The sequence below is a fragment of the Ferrovibrio sp. GW821-FHT12F09 genome (assembly GCF_058806775.1).
Map to the genome: position 1 here is coordinate 809,380 of NZ_JBXAPZ010000001.1, position 18,732 is coordinate 828,111.

The 18,732-nt window shown below is 64.9% G+C and carries 18 protein-coding genes; 11 read left to right on the forward strand and 7 right to left on the reverse strand.

What is annotated here, in order from left to right; translation table 11 throughout:
- Nucleotides 1-81: 81 nt before the first annotated feature.
- Nucleotides 82-1,446, forward strand: coding sequence for an MATE family efflux transporter (locus AC1ROB_RS04240; protein WP_492973557.1), 1,365 nt, complete (start codon nucleotides 82-84; stop codon nucleotides 1,444-1,446).
- 83 nt (nucleotides 1,447-1,529) lie between these two features.
- On the forward strand, nucleotides 1,530-2,348 hold the full coding sequence (locus AC1ROB_RS04245; RefSeq protein ID WP_492973556.1) for a hypothetical protein: 819 nt from the start codon (nucleotides 1,530-1,532) through the stop codon (nucleotides 2,346-2,348).
- Here the strand turns inward: AC1ROB_RS04245 and AC1ROB_RS04250 are convergent, their stop codons facing one another.
- Nucleotides 2,349-3,629: an MFS transporter gene (locus tag AC1ROB_RS04250; protein ID WP_492973555.1), complete on the reverse strand. Its 1,281-nt coding sequence runs from the start codon at nucleotides 3,627-3,629 to the stop codon at nucleotides 2,349-2,351.
- A gap of 159 nt (nucleotides 3,630-3,788) precedes the next feature.
- Here AC1ROB_RS04250 and AC1ROB_RS04255 point away from each other — a divergent pair, with 159 nt between their 5' ends.
- Nucleotides 3,789-4,985, forward strand: coding sequence for a M20 aminoacylase family protein (locus tag AC1ROB_RS04255; RefSeq protein WP_492973554.1), 1,197 nt, complete (start codon nucleotides 3,789-3,791; stop codon nucleotides 4,983-4,985).
- Between the two features lie 136 nt (nucleotides 4,986-5,121).
- On the opposite strand, the gene AC1ROB_RS04260 is transcribed toward AC1ROB_RS04255, so the two are convergent.
- The 3 genes from AC1ROB_RS04260 to AC1ROB_RS04270 form a co-directional block, all read right to left on the reverse strand.
- Nucleotides 5,122-5,922: a MipA/OmpV family protein gene (locus AC1ROB_RS04260; protein ID WP_492973553.1), complete on the reverse strand. Its 801-nt coding sequence runs from the start codon at nucleotides 5,920-5,922 to the stop codon at nucleotides 5,122-5,124.
- A gap of 160 nt (nucleotides 5,923-6,082) precedes the next feature.
- Entirely contained in the window at nucleotides 6,083-6,325 is a 243-nt protein-coding gene (locus AC1ROB_RS04265; RefSeq protein ID WP_492973552.1) for a hypothetical protein, read from the reverse strand.
- Nucleotides 6,326-6,419: 94 nt separating this feature from the next.
- Nucleotides 6,420-8,330 (reverse strand): sigma-54 interaction domain-containing protein, encoded by a 1,911-nt coding sequence (locus tag AC1ROB_RS04270; RefSeq protein ID WP_492973551.1) that lies wholly within the window; start codon nucleotides 8,328-8,330, stop codon nucleotides 6,420-6,422.
- A 176-nt stretch (nucleotides 8,331-8,506) separates the two neighbouring features.
- Between AC1ROB_RS04270 and AC1ROB_RS04275 the strand changes: the two genes are divergently transcribed.
- From AC1ROB_RS04275 to AC1ROB_RS04295, 5 genes are all read left to right on the forward strand, one after another.
- Nucleotides 8,507-9,898: a CmpA/NrtA family ABC transporter substrate-binding protein gene (locus AC1ROB_RS04275; RefSeq protein WP_492973550.1), complete on the forward strand. Its 1,392-nt coding sequence runs from the start codon at nucleotides 8,507-8,509 to the stop codon at nucleotides 9,896-9,898.
- Nucleotides 9,899-9,919: 21 nt separating this feature from the next.
- On the forward strand, nucleotides 9,920-10,759 hold the full coding sequence (gene ntrB / locus AC1ROB_RS04280) for a nitrate ABC transporter permease (RefSeq protein ID WP_492973549.1): 840 nt from the start codon (nucleotides 9,920-9,922) through the stop codon (nucleotides 10,757-10,759).
- Between the two features lie 5 nt (nucleotides 10,760-10,764).
- On the forward strand, nucleotides 10,765-11,616 hold the full coding sequence (locus AC1ROB_RS04285; protein WP_492973548.1) for an ABC transporter ATP-binding protein: 852 nt from the start codon (nucleotides 10,765-10,767) through the stop codon (nucleotides 11,614-11,616).
- A 27-nt stretch (nucleotides 11,617-11,643) separates the two neighbouring features.
- Entirely contained in the window at nucleotides 11,644-12,093 is a 450-nt protein-coding gene (cynS, locus tag AC1ROB_RS04290) for a cyanase (protein ID WP_492973547.1), read from the forward strand.
- 211 nt (nucleotides 12,094-12,304) lie between these two features.
- The gene (locus AC1ROB_RS04295; RefSeq protein WP_492973546.1) at nucleotides 12,305-14,455 is read left to right on the forward strand and encodes a methyl-accepting chemotaxis protein; all 2,151 of its coding nucleotides are present in this window, start codon (nucleotides 12,305-12,307) and stop codon (nucleotides 14,453-14,455) included.
- Between the two features lie 19 nt (nucleotides 14,456-14,474).
- Here AC1ROB_RS04295 and AC1ROB_RS04300 read toward each other — a convergent pair whose 3' ends face one another.
- The 3 genes from AC1ROB_RS04300 to AC1ROB_RS04310 are packed head-to-tail and all read right to left on the reverse strand — an operon-like array spanning nucleotide 14,475 to nucleotide 16,695.
- Complete coding sequence (locus tag AC1ROB_RS04300) at nucleotides 14,475-14,960, reverse strand: hypothetical protein (RefSeq protein ID WP_492973545.1); 486 nt, start codon at nucleotides 14,958-14,960, stop codon at nucleotides 14,475-14,477.
- Nucleotides 14,961-14,962: 2 nt separating this feature from the next.
- Complete coding sequence (gene rlmN, locus AC1ROB_RS04305; protein ID WP_492973544.1) at nucleotides 14,963-16,171, reverse strand: dual-specificity RNA methyltransferase RlmN; 1,209 nt, start codon at nucleotides 16,169-16,171, stop codon at nucleotides 14,963-14,965.
- A complete protein-coding gene (locus tag AC1ROB_RS04310) occupies nucleotides 16,168-16,695 on the reverse strand; it encodes an invasion associated locus B family protein (RefSeq protein ID WP_492973543.1) in 528 nt (175 codons plus the stop codon). The genes rlmN and AC1ROB_RS04310 overlap by 4 nt, the downstream gene beginning before the upstream one ends.
- 247 nt (nucleotides 16,696-16,942) lie before the next feature.
- On the opposite strand from AC1ROB_RS04310, the gene AC1ROB_RS04315 reads away from it, so the two are divergent.
- From AC1ROB_RS04315 to AC1ROB_RS04325, 3 genes are all read left to right on the forward strand, one after another.
- Nucleotides 16,943-17,500, forward strand: a complete 558-nt coding sequence (locus tag AC1ROB_RS04315; RefSeq protein ID WP_492973542.1) for a sigma-70 family RNA polymerase sigma factor — start codon at nucleotides 16,943-16,945, stop codon at nucleotides 17,498-17,500.
- Nucleotides 17,501-17,641: 141 nt separating this feature from the next.
- Nucleotides 17,642-18,220 carry a PAS domain-containing protein gene (locus tag AC1ROB_RS04320; protein ID WP_492973541.1) on the forward strand — a complete coding sequence of 193 codons (579 nt, stop codon included), beginning with the start codon at nucleotides 17,642-17,644 and terminating at the stop codon, nucleotides 18,218-18,220.
- A gap of 71 nt (nucleotides 18,221-18,291) precedes the next feature.
- Nucleotides 18,292-18,648 carry a hypothetical protein gene (locus tag AC1ROB_RS04325; RefSeq protein WP_492973540.1) on the forward strand — a complete coding sequence of 119 codons (357 nt, stop codon included), beginning with the start codon at nucleotides 18,292-18,294 and terminating at the stop codon, nucleotides 18,646-18,648.
- Nucleotides 18,649-18,732: the final 84 nt, after the last annotated feature.

An 18,732-nucleotide genomic window follows, 5' to 3' on the forward strand; every position in this document is an offset into this window, starting at 1 on the left:
CAACAGGCGACAGCCGCGATGCAAGCCGCGGCTGTCGCCGTCCTGCCGCCTGACGGCGGCAGACAACAGACAGGGATACCGATGTCGATTGCACAAACGGATTTCACGGCGAACCCGGCCGCGTGGCGTCTGCCGATCAGCGAGGGTGGCGCATTGCTGCGGCTTGGCTGGCCGATCGCACTGATCGCGCTGGTCAATATGGGCATGAGCGTGACCGACACGCTGATGGTGTCGATGCTGTTCGGCACCGATGCGCTGGCGGCGGTGGCGGTCGGCAGCGATCTCTATTCGATCGTCTTCTACATCTGCGCCGGCATCTTGGGCGGCGTGGCGCCCTTCTATGCGGCGGCGGCGGCGCGCGCCGATGCCGAGGACCGCCACCGGCTCGAACGGATCGGCTGGATGCTGGTGGCGCTGCTGACGGCAGCGACCGTTCCGGTGGTCTGGTTCGCGCCGCTCTGGCTGCAGGCCTTCGGACTGGAACCGCGCCTGCTCGCGCTGGGCGCGGGCTTCACCCAGACCATGGCGCTCACCCTGATTCCGATGCTGGGCGTCATGCTGTATCGCACGCTGCTGACGGCGGCCGAGCAGCCGCAGGCCTTCCTGAAGGTCACGCTGGCAATGCTGCCGCTCAATGCCGCCGGCAACTATGTGCTGATGATGGGCATGGGTCCCATCCCGGCCTTCGGCCCAACCGGATCGGGCCTCGCCACGCTGCTGGTGGCGGGCGCCAGCCTGGTGCTTCTGCTGCTGATGGCGCGTCGCACGGCACCCGTACGGCCGGCGGTGCCGGCGCCGTTCGACTGGCGCGGCTTTGTTGCCGTGCTGCGTGTCGGACTGCCCATCGGCATCACCATGGCCACCGAGACCGGCCTCTATCTGGCCGTGACGCTCTATGCCGCCACCTTGGGCGCGGCCGATGTCGCCGCCCATACGCTCACCCTGCGGATGGCCGGCATCATCTATGCCGGCTCGGCCGCACTGCAGCAGGCATCCATGGTGCGACTGGCCCGGGCCGACGGCCTGGGCGATGCCAGCGCCGGCCGCGCCGTGATCGCCAGCAGCCTGGTACTGTCGTCTGCCGGCGGGATCACATTCTGCCTCCTGCTGGCGCTCGGCGCGCAACCGCTGGCGGTGTGGTTCTTCGATGCGAGTGCGGCGGGTGCTGCTGCGGCGCAGGTTGCCGTGGTGCTTCTGCTTCTGCTCGGCCTGCTGCAGTTTGTTGGCTATCCCGGGCTCGTCGCCATCGGCCTGCTGCGGGGGCGCAAGGATACCCGGGCGCCGATGACCTATAAGCTGGTCGCCTATTGGGGCATCGGCACGCCGCTGGGGCTCTACCTGTGCGAGATACAGGGTCTCGGTGTGACCGGGCTGTGGGTCGGCCTTGTCGTGGGTGCGCTGCTCACCACGGTTCTGACCCTGCGGCGGCTGTTCGCCCGCCGCTAGTGACAGGTGCAGCGGATTTGCCTCCGGTTGTCCGGCGCACTAGACTTGCGCCGGACAAAAAATAAAACCCGGAGGAAACAAAGATGACCCTGCGCAAGTTCGCATTTGGAATCGCTGCGGCCGTGACGCTGTCGCTGGCCGGCACCACGACCAGCTGGGGCCAGACCAGGCCCGCCGTGAAGGATCTCGGCGGTGCAGCACCAGCCTCGGTGATCTATATCGGCAACAGCTTCTTCTACTACAACAACAGCATGCACGGGCATATTGCCCTCATGGTCCGCGAAGGCATGAAGGATCATAAGTATCGCGCCTCGTCGGTGACGATCAGCGGTTCCGGTCTCGACTGGCACAATGTCGATGCCTATTTCCAGCCGAACGGCATCGGCCGCTATTCCTTCGTCGGCGACAACGAGGTGGTGTTCAATCCGCCGGCCGGCAAGCTGTTCGAAGTTGCCGTTATGATGGATTGCAGCCAGTGCCCGGTGCATCCGACCTTGAGCAAGGTCTTTGCCGAATACACCAAGAAACACAGCGATACCGTGCGCAAGCATGGCGGCCAGCCGGTCTTCTTCATGTCCTGGGCCTATCAGGACAAGCCTGAAATGACCGAGCAGCTGGCCGAGGCCTATACCAAGGCCGGCAACGAGCATAAGGCTCTGGTGATTCCGGCGGGCCTGGCCTTTGCGCAGTCGATCAAGCTGAAGCCCGATCTCAATCTCTATGTGGCCGACAAGCGCCATCCGAGCCTGGCCGGCACCTATCTCGCCTCGGCTGTCACCTATGCCACGCTGTTCGGCAAGTCGCCGGTGGGCATGAAGTACACGGCCGGGCTCGACGCCGATACGGCGGCCCACCTCCAGAAGGTGGCGCAGGACACCGTGCAGCAGTATCTGACGCGGTGATTACTCGGCGCCGACCGTCGCGCGCTGGCTCGCCAGCACGCGTTCGGTCGGTGTCGTGTTCATGAACAGCTGCATGACGCCGGCCGCCGCACCGATGCCGGCGGCGAGCTGCCAGGCGAGCTGGTACGAGCCGAGCGCGTCATAGATGACGCCGCCGGCCCAGGCGCCGAGGAAGCTGCCGACCTGGTGGCTGAAGAAGGCGATGCCGGTCAGCGTGGCGAGATAGCGGATGCCGAAGATCTGCGCCACCAGGCCGTTGACCAGCGGAATGACGCCCAGCCACAGGGTGCCCATGATGGCGGCGAAGACCAGCGTGCTGGCCTGGCTCACCGGCATGCTGAAATAGACGGCGATGGCGACCGAGCGCGCGATGTAGATCACGCCCAGCAGCATCGGCTTGTGGTAGCGGTCGCCGAGCCAGCCGAACAGCCAGCTGCCGAAAACGTTGAAGGCGCCGATGACGGCGAGCGCCTGCGCGCTCAGCATCGGATCGGCACCGCAATCGGCCAGGAAGGTGGGCAGATGCGTGGTGAGAAACACCAGCTGCAGGCCGCAGACGAAGAAGGCCGCCGCCATCACGATATAGCCGCCATGATTGGCAGCCTCGCCCAGCGTGCTGCGCATGGTTTCAGTGGCGCCGGGGATCGCATCCAGCGGCACCTTGTCGGCACGGCCGCCCATCAGGGCGGCGGGCAGCATGGCGGCGGCCAGCGCCACGAAGACGAACATCGCCATCTGCCAGCCGCTCGCCTGGATCACGCCCTGGGCCAGCGGCGCGCAGAAGAAGGTGCCGATCGAACCGGCGGCCGACACCAGGCCGAAGGCCAGGCTGCGCCGCTCGGGCCGCACGACTTTCGCGGCGATCTTGGCGGCGATGCCCGATGTCGTGCAGGCCAGGGCCACGCCGATCATCAGACCGGAGCCGAGCGTGATCATCCAGGCACTGTGGGCATAGGCGGTGATGATGAGCGCGCCGGCATAGAGCAGGCCACCGAACAGCGCGATCAGCCGGGTGCCGAAGCGGTCGACCAGTGCGCCGGCAAAGGGCTGCGCCACGCCCCAGACGATATTCTGGATGGCGAGTGCGAAAGCAAAGTCGGCTGCCGAGATGCCGATATCTTTCGTCACCGGCTGCATGAACAGGCCCAGGCTCTGCCGCATGCCCATGGCCAGCGACAGCATGATGGCCGCGCCGGCCAGGATGGAGACGCTCTGCCACTGGCTCAGCGAGGGGTGATGGAATGCGGGGCGGGCGGCGGAACTGGCGGTATCGGCGGCCATGTGGGGCTCTTGCTTGGCTGTCTCGGGTGCCGGCGATGATAGGGGTGGATTTGCACAAGTCCAGAGGGGGAAATGTACCGGTACATTGCGCTGGCATCTTGCCAAGGCCGGTCAGCAGTGCTGTGCTAAGGCCAAGCCCCTGATCGAGAGGAGCCCCAGATGAGCAAAGATATTCTGAAGGATATGCAGGTTTATCGCGACGAACTGACCGCGATCCGCCATGACATCCACCAGCATCCCGAAACCGCCTTCGAGGAAAACCGCACCGCCGATGTGGTCGCGGCCAAGCTGACCGAATGGGGCATCCCGATCCATCGCGGCCTGGGGAAAACCGGCGTGGTCGGCACGCTCAAGGGCAAGCGTGCCGGCCAGCGCACGATTGCGCTGCGCGCGGACATGGATGCGCTGAACATGCAGGAGAAGAACACCTTCGATTACACCTCGGTGCATCAGGGCAAGATGCACGCCTGTGGCCATGACGGCCACACGACGATGCTGCTCGGCGCGGCCAAGCATCTGGCGCAGAATCCCGATTTCGCCGGCACGCTGCATTTCATCTTCCAGCCCGCCGAGGAAGGTGAGGGCGGCGCGCGCGTGATGATCGAGGATGGCCTGTTCGAGAAGTTTCCCGTCGATGCCGTCTATGGCATGCACAACATGCCCGGCCTGAAGACCGGCGACTTCGCCATCCGTCCGGGTCCGATGATGGCAGCAAGCGACACATGGACGGCCGTGTTCCGCGGCACCGGCGGCCATGGCGCCATGCCGTATTTCGGCACCGACCCGACACAGCCTGCCGCGGCTTTTGTCACCGCGACGCAGAGCATCATCGGCCGCAATGTGAATCCCCAGCATGCCGCCGTGGTCAGCGTCGGCCATCTGGCTGCCGGCCAGTATGGCGCGGCCAATGTCATCCCGTCAGAGGTCACCGTGCGCGGCACGGCGCGCAGCTATACGCCGGAAGACCGTGACCTGCTTGACCGTCGCCTGGGCGAAATCGCCGAAGGCATGGCGAAGGCCCATGGCTGCAGCGTGGACTATCACTATCTGCGGCGTTATCCGCCGCTGAAGAATGCGCCTGAGCAGACGCTGCTGGCGCTCAAGGCCGCGGCGCTCACCGTGGGTGAGGCGCGCACCGATGGCGATGCCGAACCGCTGACCGGCGCAGAGGATTTCGCCTTCATGCTGGAGCAGAAGCCGGGCGCCTATATCCTGATCGGCAATGGCGGCAGCATCGCGGATGGCTCCTGCCATTCGGTGCACACGCCGCATTACGACTTCAACGACCAGATCATCCTGACCGGCGCCGCCTACTGGGTGAACCTGGTGAATGTGGAACTGGGCGACGCGCGGTAAGATCGCGGCCTCTTCCGACTCTCACGTGTCATGCCCGGGCTTGTCCCGGGCATCCATGTTTTGGTGTGTAGAGGGTGTATAGAGGAAGACGTGGATGGCCGGACCAAGTCCGGCCATGACATCGTCAGAAGCGGGCCTACCAGCCGAAGCTGTAGCCCAGCGTGACGCCGACGCGGGCCTGGGTGGCCGAGCCGGCCTGGTCGACCAGCGGGCTGTCTGCCGCGTCGCCGGCGATGCGGTCGAGGCCGGCGAAACCGCCGAGCGATACACGCTCGTTCAGCATATAGGTCAGGTTGGCGCCGAGCCCGTAGCTCATATAGGCACCGTCAGGCGCATAGCGGCGATAGCCGCTGCGCGCCGCCTGGGCGCTGTCGATGCCGAAATAGGTATGGGTGAAATCTTTCGAGGCCACGGTAGCGCGCGGGCCGGCGGTCAGCATCAGGCTGTCGCTCAGCTTGGTCGACCAGTTGGCGAAGACATCGCCGATCACGGCGTCATGGCCGCCGAAGCCCTGGCGCACTTCCGCGCCCAGCTTGAACGGCCGCATGTCGTAATGCACGAAGCCGCCGGCCTCGCCGGCCGGATCGACATCGCCCAGGCCGCGCAGGGCGTCATCGTCATCCTGGTCGCGGCCGAAGCGGTATTTCACCACCGGGCCGGCTTTCCAGTTCGAGCCGCGCTCGAGCAGGTTGGCGCCGAGGCCGTCGCGGGTGGAGAGGAAAAAGCGGTCGGCATAACGCAGGTCGAAGAGCGGGATCGGATCGACCTCGTATTCGTCGGAGCCCAGATAGGTCGGCGCATAGATCACGCCGCCGCCGACGGTGAGGCGGAAGTTGTCACCGCTGCTCTGCTCCGCGGCCTTGGTCTGGGCAACGGCCGGCAGCGCCGCCAGCAGAGTGGCGGCGGCGAAAGCAACGCGGGTAACAAGCGGCGACATGATGGACTAACGCTCCGGGGGCGACTTTGTATCCCGCTACCAGTGCCGGGAAATTACGGCCGGATCATGGCGGCACAGGACCCGGCCTGCCGTGACCGTGGTCACGACAAGTCCTTGATATGGGCCGGAGTATTGAAAAGGCGAGGCTGCGGCGGCCGATTCAGTGCCCGAGGCGGGCGTAGCGGTCGCGCATGGCCTCGGCCAGGGTGCGGTCGCAGCCGGCGGCGCCATGGCTGGCGGTGCCCGCTTTCGCGGCCTTTTTCGGCTCGGTCAGCGGCCGCAGCAGCAGGCCATCGGGCCGGTCCTCGATGATGAATTCGGTGCCCGCCTGCCAGTGATGGCTTTTCAGCAGGTCGCGCGGCAGGTCGAGCCGCAGGTTCTTGTCGAGTTTCGTGGTTGCCATGATCGCCTCTTGAAAGGAGTGCGTCTGGGAACGCGACAGCAGTGAAGCCCTGAATCGACGGACAAACAAGGGGTGGGCTGCGGCTTGCCCACTTTCAGGGCTGTCTGCCTGCCTTTTCGGCAGCGGGTTTGCGGATTCCGAGGACCTTGAGCCGCGAGGCGAGCGTGGTCGGTTTCACGTCCAGCAGTTCGGCCGCACCGCCGGGGCCGAACACCTTGCCACCGCAGGCCTGCAATGCGGCCAGGATATTGGTGCGGTCGCGGCTGCGCCGGTCATCTTCGGTCAGCAGCAGCGGCTGGCTCGCAGCCACGGCCACCGGCTGGGCGGCCGGAATTGCGGCGTCCGGCAGGTCGAATCGCAGGCGACCGTCGCGCGCCAGGATGGCGGCACGCTCGATGGCATTCTCCAGTTCGCGCACATTGCCGGGCCAGTCGTAATGCGACAGCCGCCGCATGTCGCCTTCGCTCAGGCGCAGGCCGTCGGTCTTCAGCTTGCGGCCGGCGCCGCGCAGGAAATGCGCAGCCAGCGCCGGGATATCCTCGCGGCGTTCGCGCAGCGGCACCGATTCGATCGGCACGACGTTGAGGCGGAAATACAGGTCTTCGCGGAACCGTCCCTGGCGCACTTCGGCCTTCAGGTCGCGGTTGGTGGCGGCGATCACGCGCACATCGACATTGCGGGTGCGCTCCTCGCCGACGCGCTCGAACTGGCCTTCCTGCAGCACGCGCAGCAGCTTGCCCTGCAGCTCCAGCGGAATCTCGCCGACCTCATCCAGGAACAGCGTGCCGCCATCGGCCAGCTCGAAGCGGCCGATGCGGTCGCGCAAGGCACCGGTGAAGGCGCCTTTCACATGGCCGAAGAATTCGCTCTCGAACAGCTCGCGCGGAATGGCGGCGCAATTGACGCGGATCAGCGGGCGGTCGCTGCGTTTGCTGGCTTCATGGATGGCGCGTGCGATCAGTTCCTTGCCGGTGCCGCTCTCGCCGGTGACCAGCACGGTGGCGTCGGTGGGCGCCACCAGCTCCACCTGGCGCAGGATATTCTGGATCGCCGCCGATTTGCCCAGGATGCCGCGATGATTGCTTTCGGCGCGAATTTCCTCCTGCAAATAGGCGTTTTCCAGTTCCAGCTTCTGGCGCAGGCTTTCCACTTCCTCCAGCGCCGCATGCAGCTTTTCATCGGCTTCGCGCTTCAGGCTGACATCGCGGAACACCACCACGGCGCCCACCACGGCGCCGCGGTCGCGGATCGGCGTCGAGGTGTATTCGACCCAGAAGGGTTTGCCGTCGCGGCGCCAGAACACCTCGTTGGCCACCGTATGCACATGACCGTCGCGGAAGGCGCCATAGATCGGGCAGTCGTGGCCGGGATAGTGCGAGCCGTCGGCATGGCTGTGATGCACCATCGAATGGATGTCCTGGCCGACGAGTTCATCCGCCGTCCAGCCCAGCATGCGTTCGGCGGCGGGATTGACGAAGGTGGTCTTGCCTTCGGCATTGACGCCATAGATGCCTTCGCCGGCGGCGCGCAGGATCAGCTGGTTCTCGCGCTCGATGTCGCGGAAGAACCGCTCGACGCGCTGCCATTCGGCAATGCCGCCGCGTAAGTATGAATCCGCTTCGGCATCGACATGGCGGCGGCGCAGTTCGTCCAGGTCGCCGAGCGTCAGCAGCAGATGGCCGGCCGTGCTCATGAAGGCGCCGACATACTCCACCTTCAGCTCATGGCCGCCGGCATGGCGCGGCCGCAGGTCGCGGGTCCAGTAGCGCCGCTTGGCCGCCACGGCCTCGGTGAAGACGATCAGGGCCGGCCGCTGGCCCGGATGCAGCTCGGTCATCTTCATGGCGCAGAGCGTGTCGCGGTCATAGCCCAGCAGCCGGGCGGCGGCCGGGTTGGCATCCAGGATGCGGTCGGCGGTCGGGTCGACGGCCAGCATCGCCTGCGGATTGCTGTCGAAGGCATGGCCCAGCGCGCTGACGGCGGGGAGAGGCGTCTGATCTGTCATTACGAAATATTGTAATCGCAACTACGAAGTTTCGTATACTACGAATATTCGTAGTAAATGGCGAAACATTACTTCCGCTCATTTATGCAGGTTTTACGGGGCAATGCTGCGCCGCACCCCTTCTGGCACATGGCTTGCAAATTTATCCGTCAGGCCAGCCACCAGGGGGATGAGATATGTCGCTGTTCAAGAATCCGTTCGATGCGGGTACCGATCTTTCCGCCTGCCCCTGCGGCGCCCATCGTTCGCTGGCCGACCACAATGCCGAGCTGGCGCTGCTGCAGCGCGACCAGCAGCTGCAGGTCGCCGGCGATGAAGAAAAGCGCCTGACCAATGCGGTCGACCAGGCCGTCGTCCGCGCCCTGATCCCCAATGACGTGACCCGCCGCCGCGTGCTGCACACCATTGGCGCGGGCACGCTGCTCGCGGCCATCGAACAGTTCTTCCCGCTGGCCACCGCGCGCGAGGTCTTCGCGCAAGGCTCCGCGCCGCTGGAAAAGAAAAAGCTCAATGTCGGCTTCATCGCCATCACCTGTGCCACGCCGATCATCATGGCGCATCCGATGGGCTTCTATTCCAAGCACGGCCTGGATGTCGAAGTGGTCAAGACCGCCGGCTGGGCGGTGATTCGCGACAAGACCATCAACAAGGAATACGACGCCGCGCATATGCTGTCGCCGATGCCGCTGGCGATCACCACCGGCACCGGCTCGAACCCGATCCCCTATACCGCGCCGGCGATCGAGAACATCAACGGCCAGGCGATCACGCTGGCGATGAAACACAAGGACAAGCGCGATCCGAAATCGTGGAAGGGCTTCAAGCTCGCCGTGCCCTTCGACTACTCGATGCACAACTACCTGCTGCGCTATTACCTGGCCGAGCATGGCCTCGATCCGGATACCGATGTGCAGATCCGCGCCGTGCCGCCGCCGGAAATGGTGGCGAATCTCCGTGCCGACAATATCGACGGCTTCCTGGCGCCCGATCCGGTGAACCAGCGTGCGGTCTATGACGGCGTCGGCTTCATCCATATCCTGTCCAAGGAAATCTGGGACGGCCATCCCTGCTGCGCCTTTGCCGCCAGCCAGGAGTTCATCACCCAGGCCCCGAACACCTATCGTGCCCTGCTGCGTGCCATCATCGAAGCCACGGCCTATGCGACCAAGGCCGAGAACCGCAAGCAGATTGCCGAGGCCATTGCGCCGGCCGCCTATCTCAACCAGCCGGTGACGGTGGTCGAGCAGGTGCTGACCGGCACCTATGCCGACGGCCTGGGCAATGTGAAGAAGGTGCCCGACCGCATCGATTTCGCGCCCTTCCCCTGGCAGAGCTTCGGCATCTGGATCCTCACGCAGATGAAGCGCTGGGGTCAGATCAAGGGCGACATCGATTACCAGAAGGTGGCCGAACAGGTCTTCCTCGCCACCGATACCCAGAAGCTGATGCAGGATGTCGGCCTCACCCCGCCATCGAGCCCGTACAAGACCTTCTCGGTGATGGGCAAGGTCTTCGATCCGTCGAAGCCGGCGGAATACGTCAACTCGTTCAAGATCAAGCGGGTCTGAGTCGCAGGCGGAGTTGCGTTGATGAAGATGTCGTTCCGCCTGCGTGCCGCCATCGTATCCCTGGCGCTCCTGTTGTCGTTGCTCGGGGCCTGGCATATCGCCACCTCGGGCACCGGCGCCACCCAGGCCATGGATCCCGAATATGCCAAGCTCATGGGGCTGACCGCCACCCAGGGCAAATCCGCCATGCCGGGGCCGCTGGATGTGGGCAAAGTGCTGTGGGCGCATCTGGCCGATCCCTTCTACATCAAGGGTCCGAACGACCAGGGCATCGGCGTGCAGCTCGGCTGGTCGATCCTGCGCGTGGCGCTGGGCTTCGGCCTCGCCGTCATCGTCGCGGTGCCACTCGGTTTCCTGATCGGGCTGTCGCCGCTGTTCCGCCAGGCGCTCGATCCCTTCATTCAGGTGATGCGGCCGGTGTCGCCGCTGGCCTGGATGCCGCTGGCGCTCTACACCATCAAGGACTCAGCGATCTCGTCGATCTTCGTCATCTTCATCTGCTCGGTCTGGCCGATGCTGACCAACACGGCCTTCGCGGTGGCCAATGTGCGGCGTGAATGGCTGAATGTGGCACGCACCCTGGAGGTCGGCACCTTCCGCAAGATCTTCCGTGTCATCCTGCCCGCCGCCGCACCCACCATCCTCACCGGCATGCGCATTTCGATCTCGATTGCCTGGCTGGTGATCGTGGCGGCAGAGATGCTCGTCGGCGGCACCGGTATCGGCTACTTCGTCTGGAATGAGTGGAACAACCTGTCGATTGCCAATGTGATCAACGCCATCCTGTTCATCGGCGTGATCGGCATGCTGCTCGACCAGTTCCTCGGCTTCCTCACCCGCCTCGTCACGTTCACCGAGTAAGTGCGATGAGCCAGCATTTCATTTCCGTCGAGGCGCTCAAGCGCCAGTTCCCCGGCGCCGACCAGGCGGTGTTCGAGGATCTGTGGTTCAGCATGGATAAGGGCGAGTTCGTCTGCATCATCGGCCATTCCGGCTGCGGCAAGACCACCGTGCTCAACATCATGGCCGGGCTCGACAGCGCCACCGAGGGCGCCATCATCTTCGACGGCACGGCGATTGAAGGCCCGAGCCTGGAGCGCGCGGTGGTGTTCCAGGGCCACGCCCTGATGCCCTGGATGACCGTGCTCGACAACGTGATGTTCGCAGTGCAGTCGCGCTGGCCGAAATGGACCAGGTTCGAGGCCGCCGAACATGCGCGCAAATATATCGCCATGGTCGGTCTGGCCGGCGCGGAGGCCAAGAAGCCGTCGCAGCTGTCGGGCGGCATGAAGCAGCGCGTCGGCATCGCGCGCGCGCTCAGCATCGAGCCGAAAACGCTGCTGATGGACGAGCCCTTCTCGGCGCTGGATGCCCTGACGCGCGGCACGCTCCAGGACGAGGTTCTGCGCTTGCGCGCCACCACCAACCTCACCGTCTTCATGATTACCCATGATGTGGACGAAGCTATCCTGCTGGCCGACCGCATCGTGCTGATGACCAACGGGCCGGGCGCGAAGATCGCTGAAATCCTGGTCAACACCCTGCCCAAGACCCGCACGCGCGAAACCCTGCACCAGCTCGCCGAATACTACCCGATGCGCAATCACCTGCTGGATTTCCTGGTGCGGCGCTCGAAAAACTTCATCCCGCCGGCTGGCTGGGATGCGAAGAAACCGCCACATGTGCGCCCCGCCGGCGTCAACGCGGCCGCTGAATAACCGTCAGAAAGCAGAGGAGAGAGACCCGTGAAGCGCGAAGCCGTTACCGAAAAGATCTGCGATGCCAAACGTCTGAAGGGCCTGACCTGGAAGGCCATCGCCAAGAAGATCGATCCCAAGGAATCCCATATCCTCATCACCGCCGCCCTGCTCGGCCAGATGAAGCTGGAGCCGGCGCAGGCCGCCAAGGCCGCCAAGCTGCTGGGCCTGGGCAAGATGGAGGAAAAGCTGCTCTGCGAGATCCCGTATCGCGGCTCGCTGCCGCAGGTGCCGCCGACCGATCCGACCATCTACCGCTTCTACGAGCTGGTGCAGGTCTACGGCACCACGTGGAAGGAATTGATCCATGAGGAGTTCGGCGATGGCATCATGTCGGCCATCGATTTCAACATGACGATGGAACGCCTGCCCGACCCGAAGGGCGATCGCGTCAAGATCGTCATGACCGGCAAGTATCTCGAATACAAACGCTACTAAGCGGCGCCGCGTGCGGTTTGCGCACGCTTCTCGCCCATGAGGATGATGGCAAACGGGATGCTGAAGGTTCAGCATCCCGTTTTTCGTGGCGGCAATTGCCCGCGGGCCGTGCGCTGAACGCAACTGAGGGGCGCAAAAGTTTTCTTGGCACGGAACATGCTTTGTTTTCAGTGAAAATTATAGGCATCGCAAAAGGCGATAGAGGTAGTGAATGCCCGGTCAGTCTCGCAGTCTTTCGGTGCTCGGATTTGTCGGCTATGCCGCCACGCAGCTCTACGAGGCGCGCCAGTTGTACAGCGAAGCGCCGGCGGCGGAGAAGGCCATCGGCTATGCCATCGCGGTCGGCGCACTGGCCCATGACCTGCAGCGCGAGCGCGGCTCCAGCGCCCTGTTCATCGGCAGCAAGGGCACGCAGTTCCGCGAGCAGCTGAACGGCGCGCGCGGCGATCTCGACAATCGTGTGACCGAATTGCGCCGCGCCCTGCAGGACTGCCGCGGCTTCGCCCTGCTGACACCGTTGCTCGCGGCGGGCGCCGAACTGAGCCAGGCGCTGGATTCGGCACGCACCGCACGGCCGGCCATTGACCGGCTGGATCTGACCACCCAGCAATCCTTCGCCAACTGGACCGCGCCGATCCGTCAGGCGCTGGAGAGCGTGCGCAGTCTGGGCTATCTGCTGCAGAACATGGCGATCGCCCGGGGTCTCGATGCCTTCCTCGCCCTGCTGGAAGGCCTGGAAAAATCGGCGCAGGAGCGCGCCACCGGGTCAGGTGCGCTGGCGGCCGGCAAGTTCGAGCTGCCGATATTCCAGCGCTTCATGAGTCTGGGCTTCCTGCAGGAGGCGGATTTCACGGTGTTCAAGAGCCACGCCACGCCGGCGCAGGCCAAACAGTTCGACGATCTGCGCAGCGGGCCGCAATTCGCCGAAGTCGATACCCTGCGCAGCCGTATCTATCACAGCTTCGCGGCCGGCGAAGCGGCCGATATCGCCGCGCCGCACTGGTTCCAGGTTACGACAGCGCGTATCGACCAGATCTGCCGCGTGCGCGATCGCGTCGCATCGGATCTGCAGGCGGCCTGCGCGGCGCTGCTCGAACAGAAACCGGATCGTCTTGCCGGCATCCTCGGTTTCTGCCTGATGCTGGGCTTGCCGGTGATTGCCACGGTTGCTGCTGCCGTGGGCGCCGGTGCGCGCCTTGGTCAGCTGCGACAGTCCTGGCGTGCCTGGCGCGGCCAGGCGGCGGCCCGTCGCAAATCCTCGCGTGATCGCCAGATGGTGCGTGACAATGAAAAACTGCAGCAGGCCGAGGCGGAAGCCCGGGAACGCGTTTCGGCGGCCGAGGTCACCGATCTGGTCAACCGGCTGATTGCCGGCGATCTCTCCAGCCGTCTGGCGCAGGATGGCAAGAGCGGCTTTTTCCTCGATATCAGCCAGCAGCTCAACCGCTTTGTGGAAATGCTGCAGCATATGATGGACGAGATGGCGCTGGTGACGGCGGCGCTCGGCGCCGGCGATCTCGCCCGCCAGGTGCAGGGCGACTATGCCGGCCTGTTCGGCCAGCTGAAAGACAGCACCAATGCGATGGCGGCTTTGCTCGGCGATTTCTCCGGCCGTCTGGCTGAAAGCGCCACCGCGGTGAAAACCGCGTCTGCAGAGATTTCATCGGGCAGCCTCGATCTCGCCCAGCGCAGCGAAAGCCAGGCCGCGGCCCTGGAAGAGACGGCGGCGACCATGCAGCAGATCACCGCCACCGTGAAGCAGAATGCCGATAACGCCACGCGCGCCGACGGCCTCAGCCATAATGCCCGCAGCACGGCAGCGCAGAGCGGCACCGTGGTGCAGGGCGTGATCGCGGCCATGCAGCAGATTGAGGCCAGTGCGTCGAAAATCGGCGATATCGTCGCGGTGATGAACGAGATCGCTTTCCAGACCAACCTGCTGGCGCTGAATGCCAGCGTCGAGGCGGCCCGGGCCGGCGATGCCGGCAAGGGCTTTGCCGTCGTCGCCCATGAAGTGCGCGCGCTGGCACAACGCTCGGCCAATGCGGCGAAGGAAATCCGCAACCTGATCGAGGCGTCCAACGGCCATGTGCGTGATGGTGCCGCTCTGGTCGACAAGGCCGGCGCTTCGCTGGATGAGGTGAATACGGCGATCCGCGGCGTGTCCGACATCATCGCCGAGATCGCGGCAGCGTCACGCGAACAGGCCACGGGCCTCGAACAGGTGAATATGGCGGTGGCGCAGATGGATCAGACCACCCAGCGCAACGCCGCGCTGGTGGAGGAGACCACGGCCTCGGCCCAAGCGCTGTCGCACCAGGCCACCGAACTGGCCGAGCTGGTCGGGTTCTTCCGGCGCTAGTGCGCCGGACGGCCCGGCCTCAGTAAATAATGTTGCTCAGCACATCCAGCACTTCGCCGCTGGCCGTGTGCACCATCACCACATCCTTGGCAATGATGATGCGCTCGGTACCAGGACGGGCCGGCGGCAGGTCGCGCAGCAGCGGCCCCGGCAAGCGGGGCGCTTCGGCCAGCACCACTGGCGGCAGCTGCGAACCCCGTGCGGGGATTGCGGTCAGGCCGGCGGGCAGGGCGCGTTCGTAGCGTTTCTGACGCGCGGCGCGTTTCTGCTTCTGGCGCACACGCTCGAAATACAGCGGGATCAGCCACTGTTCGGTGTGATTGAAGGCCACGTTCTCATCCACATTCGTCAGCACCGGCGGCGCTGCGAGGGGCTGGATCGCGGTGCTGATCTGCGACTGGGCCGGCGGCGGTGCCAGGCCCGGCCCCTGCAGCAGGTTCTGGGCCTGCGCGGCGGCGGCCGGCAGGGCAGTGGCAAGCAGGGCGGCGGCGAACAGGCTGCGCATGGTCAGGCCGGCAGGGCGGCGGCGGCCGCGTCTTTGGCCGCCTGCTCGCGCAGGATATCGGCCTTGCTGCGTTTCACGCTGGCGGATTTGAGCTGGCCGCAGGCGGCCATGATGTCGCGGCCGCGCGGCGTGCGCACCGGCGAGGAATAGCCGGCGTTGAAGACGATATCGCTGAACTTGCGGATCGCCTCGTCGCTCGAGCATTCATAGGGCGCGTTGGGCCAGGGGTTGAACGGAATCAGGTTCACCTTGGCCGGCACGCCCTTCAGCAGCCGCACCAGCTCTTTCGCATCGGCCGGCGTGTCGTTCACGCCCTTCAGCATCACATATTCAAAGGTGATGCGGCGCGCGTTGCTCAGGCCGGGATAGCTGGCGCAGGCGGCCATCAGGTCCTTGATCGGGTATTTCTTGTTGATCGGTACGATCACGTCGCGAATATCGTCGCGCACCGCATGCAGGCTGATCGCCAGATTGACGCCCAGCTCGGCGCCGCAGCGCGCGATCATCGGCACCACGCCGGCGGTGGAGAGCGTGATGCGGCGCTTGGAGATGGCGATGCCTTCGCCGTCCATCACGATCTTCAGCGCTTTGGCGACACTGTCGAAATTGTACAGCGGCTCGCCCATGCCCATCATCACGATGTTGGACAGCATGCGGCCGTCCGGCGGCGAGGGCCATTCGTTCAGGTGATCGCGGGCCAGCATCACCTGGCCGACGATCTCGGCAGCGTTAAGGTTGCGCACCAGCTTCATGGTGCCGGTGTGGCAGAAGCGGCAGGTCAGCGTACAGCCGACCTGGCTGGAGACGCAGAGCGCGCCGCGATCGTCCTCGGGGATATGCACGCATTCGGCTTCTTCGCCGTCGGCGAAGCGGATCAGCCATTTGCGCGTGCCGTCGGTGCTTTTCAGATCCGTGCTGGCCGTGGGCCGGCCGACGCTGAAATGATGACTGAGACGCTCGCGCAGGTCTTTCGACAGCGTGGTCATCGCGGCAAAGTCGCGGCTGCCGCGATAGTAGATCCAGTGCCAGAGCTGGCTGGCGCGCATCTTTGCGCCCTTCTCGGCTTCGCCGGCCGCCACCAAGGCCGCGGCGATTTCGGCGCGCGTCAGGCCCAGCAGCTCGGTGCGGCCGTCGGCTGCTGCCGGCGCGCGATCGCCGACGCGGACATCCTCGACGATGGCGGCAGAAGAGGAGAGGGCGGGGATACTCATGACGTCGCCGGCAGGCCACAGGCCTTGTCGATGGCCTGCAGGGCCGGCATGAAGCCGCCCAGGTCATAGGTGTCGGTGGTCTTGGTGCCGCGGGCGGACTCGCCCTTCACCACCAGGGATTTGCCCTTGCGCAGGGCATCGACCAGCTTCTGGTCGACGGATGAATCGGAGGCCCAGGCGGCCTCCTGGTGGGTGAACATCTCCACCGTGGTGGGGCCGATCACCGCCTGCGCCGGCGTGGCATCCTTCAGCGTGTAGCCGAAATAGATGCTGACCTCGTTGCGGATCTTTTCCTTCGGCTTGTGCGTCACCAGGATATAGATCTCGCCGCGCTTGGCGGCTGCCGGTTCCTTCTTCTGCGGCAGCGCATGCAGGTAGCAGAGCTTGGCGCCCTTGTCGGTATGCTCGTAGGCATCCCAGCCGCTGAAGCTGCCGATCTTTTTCGTCTCGGGTTTGGCGGCGGCCGTCGGTTTGGCCTCCTGCTTCTTCGCCTGTGCCAGGGCAGGGCTGCCGAGGGCACACACGCCGAGGGCAAGCCCGATGGTAAGGGCAGGCAACAGGAGGAGCGAGGCGAGCGTCTGAGCTGCGGATCGATTAGCCGTGTTGTCGGTCATGGCGGCGAACATAGCGGGGCGGATAGGCGATTTCCACCCGATTTCATGGCGACATCATGGCAGCCATCACAGCGTTCACGGGTTGTTGTCTAAGCCATTGGCTGGCTTGTCTTATCCCTGATCTTCCCGCACCATTGCGCCATGATCGGGCGCTCCCATGGACCGTGAACGGCAGGCAGAGCTGATGGCCGCGGTGGCGCAGGCCGGCGATCGGGCGGCCTTTGCGCGGCTGTACGAGCATTTCGCCCCCCGGGTGAAAGCCTATCTGATGCGTCTGGGCACGCCCGAGGATGCCGCCGAGGAGCTGGCCCAGGAAAGCCTGATCCTGGCCTGGCGCCGGGCGGCGAGTTTCGATGCGGCGCAGGCCTCGGTGGCCACCTGGCTGTTCACCATCGCGCGCAACAAGCGCATCGACCGGTTGCGGCGCGAACGCCGGCCCGAATTCGATCCCAACGATCCGGCCCTGATCCCCGACCCCGAGCCGGCGCCGGATCAGGGTCTGGATGTGGCGCAGGACGAGGCCCGGCTGCGCGATGCGCTGCAGACCCTGCCGCCGGAACAGATCAAGCTGCTGCAGCTCGCTTTCTTTTCCGATCTGTCGCACCGGGATATCGCCATACGGGAAAACCTGCCGCTCGGCACGGTGAAGTCGCGTATCCGTCTGGCATTGGCCAGACTGAAAGGGCAGCTTGAAATCGGTAAATCCGACCAATAAGCGTCCCCGGCGATATTTTAAACCTCAATCATACGCGGTCAGGTTGCAACCCATTGAATCCGAATGAGAATTGCATGACTGTCGGATCATGTTACCGCATTCCGATTCGTCTGGTCGGCTTAATTAAGAGTTCCCGTATCCGTGTCAGCCGGCCACTCCCTGCCATTTGCCGACGATCGCATCCTGCTGAACCTGGCCGCCTACTGGTCGGCCAAGCGGGGCGCCCATCCACTGCCGCCGCGCAGCGCCATCGATCCGCTCGATATGCCGCGCCGTCTGTTGCCGCATCTGGCACTGGCCGAGCGCACCGGACAGGGTTCCGAATTCCGGTTCCGCTTGGTCGGCACCGAGCTGGTGCAGCGCTTTGGCCGCGACGCCACCGGCAAGACCAGCACCGAACTGTATCCGACCGGTGATTACCGCCCGTATCTGGAAGGCATCTACGACATCGTCTTTGACAAGGCGCAGCCCTTCTTTGTGGAGAATGTGCGGGCCTGGGCCGAGGAAGGCCATGGCCGCATGCGTCGCCTGCTGCTGCCGATGGCGGCCGAAGCCGGCGAAAGCCGCGTCGCCTTTGTGCTCAGCGCCGTGAGCTGGTCGCCGGCCGATCCTGTGGCGGGTCATCAGCCGGTGCCCTCGCGCCAGCGCCAGATTGCGGTGGAGGCCCTGGAAAAAGGCGTGCTGCAGGCCACCTTCCGCGGCCTGCTCGATCCGCCTTAAGCCGGATTGATCCGCTGCACGATCCCTCTATAGTCCGGCGCAACAAGAAACAGGCGTCAGGCGAGGACATCATGGACGATCCCTTCATCACCATCACCGGCGGTTGTCTGATCGTGCTGGTGGTGCTGGCCGGCTGGTCGACGGTGCAGTACGAACTCAACGCCACCACCCAGTGGCGCATCGCCAAGTACGCCACCAACGTGATCTCGCTGGTGCTCGGCTTCGGGCTGGGCCAGGCCATTGCCCTGAAGGTCGGCGCCATGCGTGGCATCCCGCCGGATAACATGCTGCTCACCGTGGTTGGCAGTTTTGGCGGTGCCTTCATCGCCATGTGGGCGATCCAGATGGTGGAATATGCCGTCCGTCGCCGCCACGGGCTCGACCCGCTGCCCTATCGCCTGGTGCGCTTCGACCTGTTCCGCTGGTAGGCAACCACAGATCGTCACCCCGGACTTGATCCGGGGTCCCATTTTTAGCATTCGAAAAACAAATGGGATTCCCGCTTTCGCGGG

What these genes read in the sequence shown, in the direction of transcription:
- AC1ROB_RS04265 (WP_492973552.1), bottom strand. Translation starts at nt 6,325, where the DNA reads ATGGCAACCACGAAACTCGACAAGAACCTGCGGCTCGACCTGCCGCGC.
- AC1ROB_RS04315 (WP_492973542.1), top strand. Translation starts at nt 16,943, where the DNA reads ATGGACCGTGAACGGCAGGCAGAGCTGATGGCCGCGGTGGCGCAGGCC.
- AC1ROB_RS04270 (WP_492973551.1), bottom strand. Translation starts at nt 8,330, where the DNA reads ATGACAGATCAGACGCCTCTCCCCGCCGTCAGCGCGCTGGGCCATGCC.
- AC1ROB_RS04255 (WP_492973554.1), top strand. Translation starts at nt 3,789, where the DNA reads ATGAGCAAAGATATTCTGAAGGATATGCAGGTTTATCGCGACGAACTG.
- ntrB (WP_492973549.1), top strand. Translation starts at nt 9,920, where the DNA reads ATGAAGATGTCGTTCCGCCTGCGTGCCGCCATCGTATCCCTGGCGCTC.
- AC1ROB_RS04275 (WP_492973550.1), top strand. Translation starts at nt 8,507, where the DNA reads ATGTCGCTGTTCAAGAATCCGTTCGATGCGGGTACCGATCTTTCCGCC.
- AC1ROB_RS04300 (WP_492973545.1), bottom strand. Translation starts at nt 14,960, where the DNA reads ATGCGCAGCCTGTTCGCCGCCGCCCTGCTTGCCACTGCCCTGCCGGCC.
- AC1ROB_RS04250 (WP_492973555.1), bottom strand. Translation starts at nt 3,629, where the DNA reads ATGGCCGCCGATACCGCCAGTTCCGCCGCCCGCCCCGCATTCCATCAC.
- AC1ROB_RS04240 (WP_492973557.1), top strand. Translation starts at nt 82, where the DNA reads ATGTCGATTGCACAAACGGATTTCACGGCGAACCCGGCCGCGTGGCGT.
- AC1ROB_RS04285 (WP_492973548.1), top strand. Translation starts at nt 10,765, where the DNA reads ATGAGCCAGCATTTCATTTCCGTCGAGGCGCTCAAGCGCCAGTTCCCC.
- AC1ROB_RS04260 (WP_492973553.1), bottom strand. Translation starts at nt 5,922, where the DNA reads ATGTCGCCGCTTGTTACCCGCGTTGCTTTCGCCGCCGCCACTCTGCTG.
- AC1ROB_RS04325 (WP_492973540.1), top strand. Translation starts at nt 18,292, where the DNA reads ATGGACGATCCCTTCATCACCATCACCGGCGGTTGTCTGATCGTGCTG.
- AC1ROB_RS04295 (WP_492973546.1), top strand. Translation starts at nt 12,305, where the DNA reads ATGCCCGGTCAGTCTCGCAGTCTTTCGGTGCTCGGATTTGTCGGCTAT.
- AC1ROB_RS04245 (WP_492973556.1), top strand. Translation starts at nt 1,530, where the DNA reads ATGACCCTGCGCAAGTTCGCATTTGGAATCGCTGCGGCCGTGACGCTG.
- rlmN (WP_492973544.1), bottom strand. Translation starts at nt 16,171, where the DNA reads ATGAGTATCCCCGCCCTCTCCTCTTCTGCCGCCATCGTCGAGGATGTC.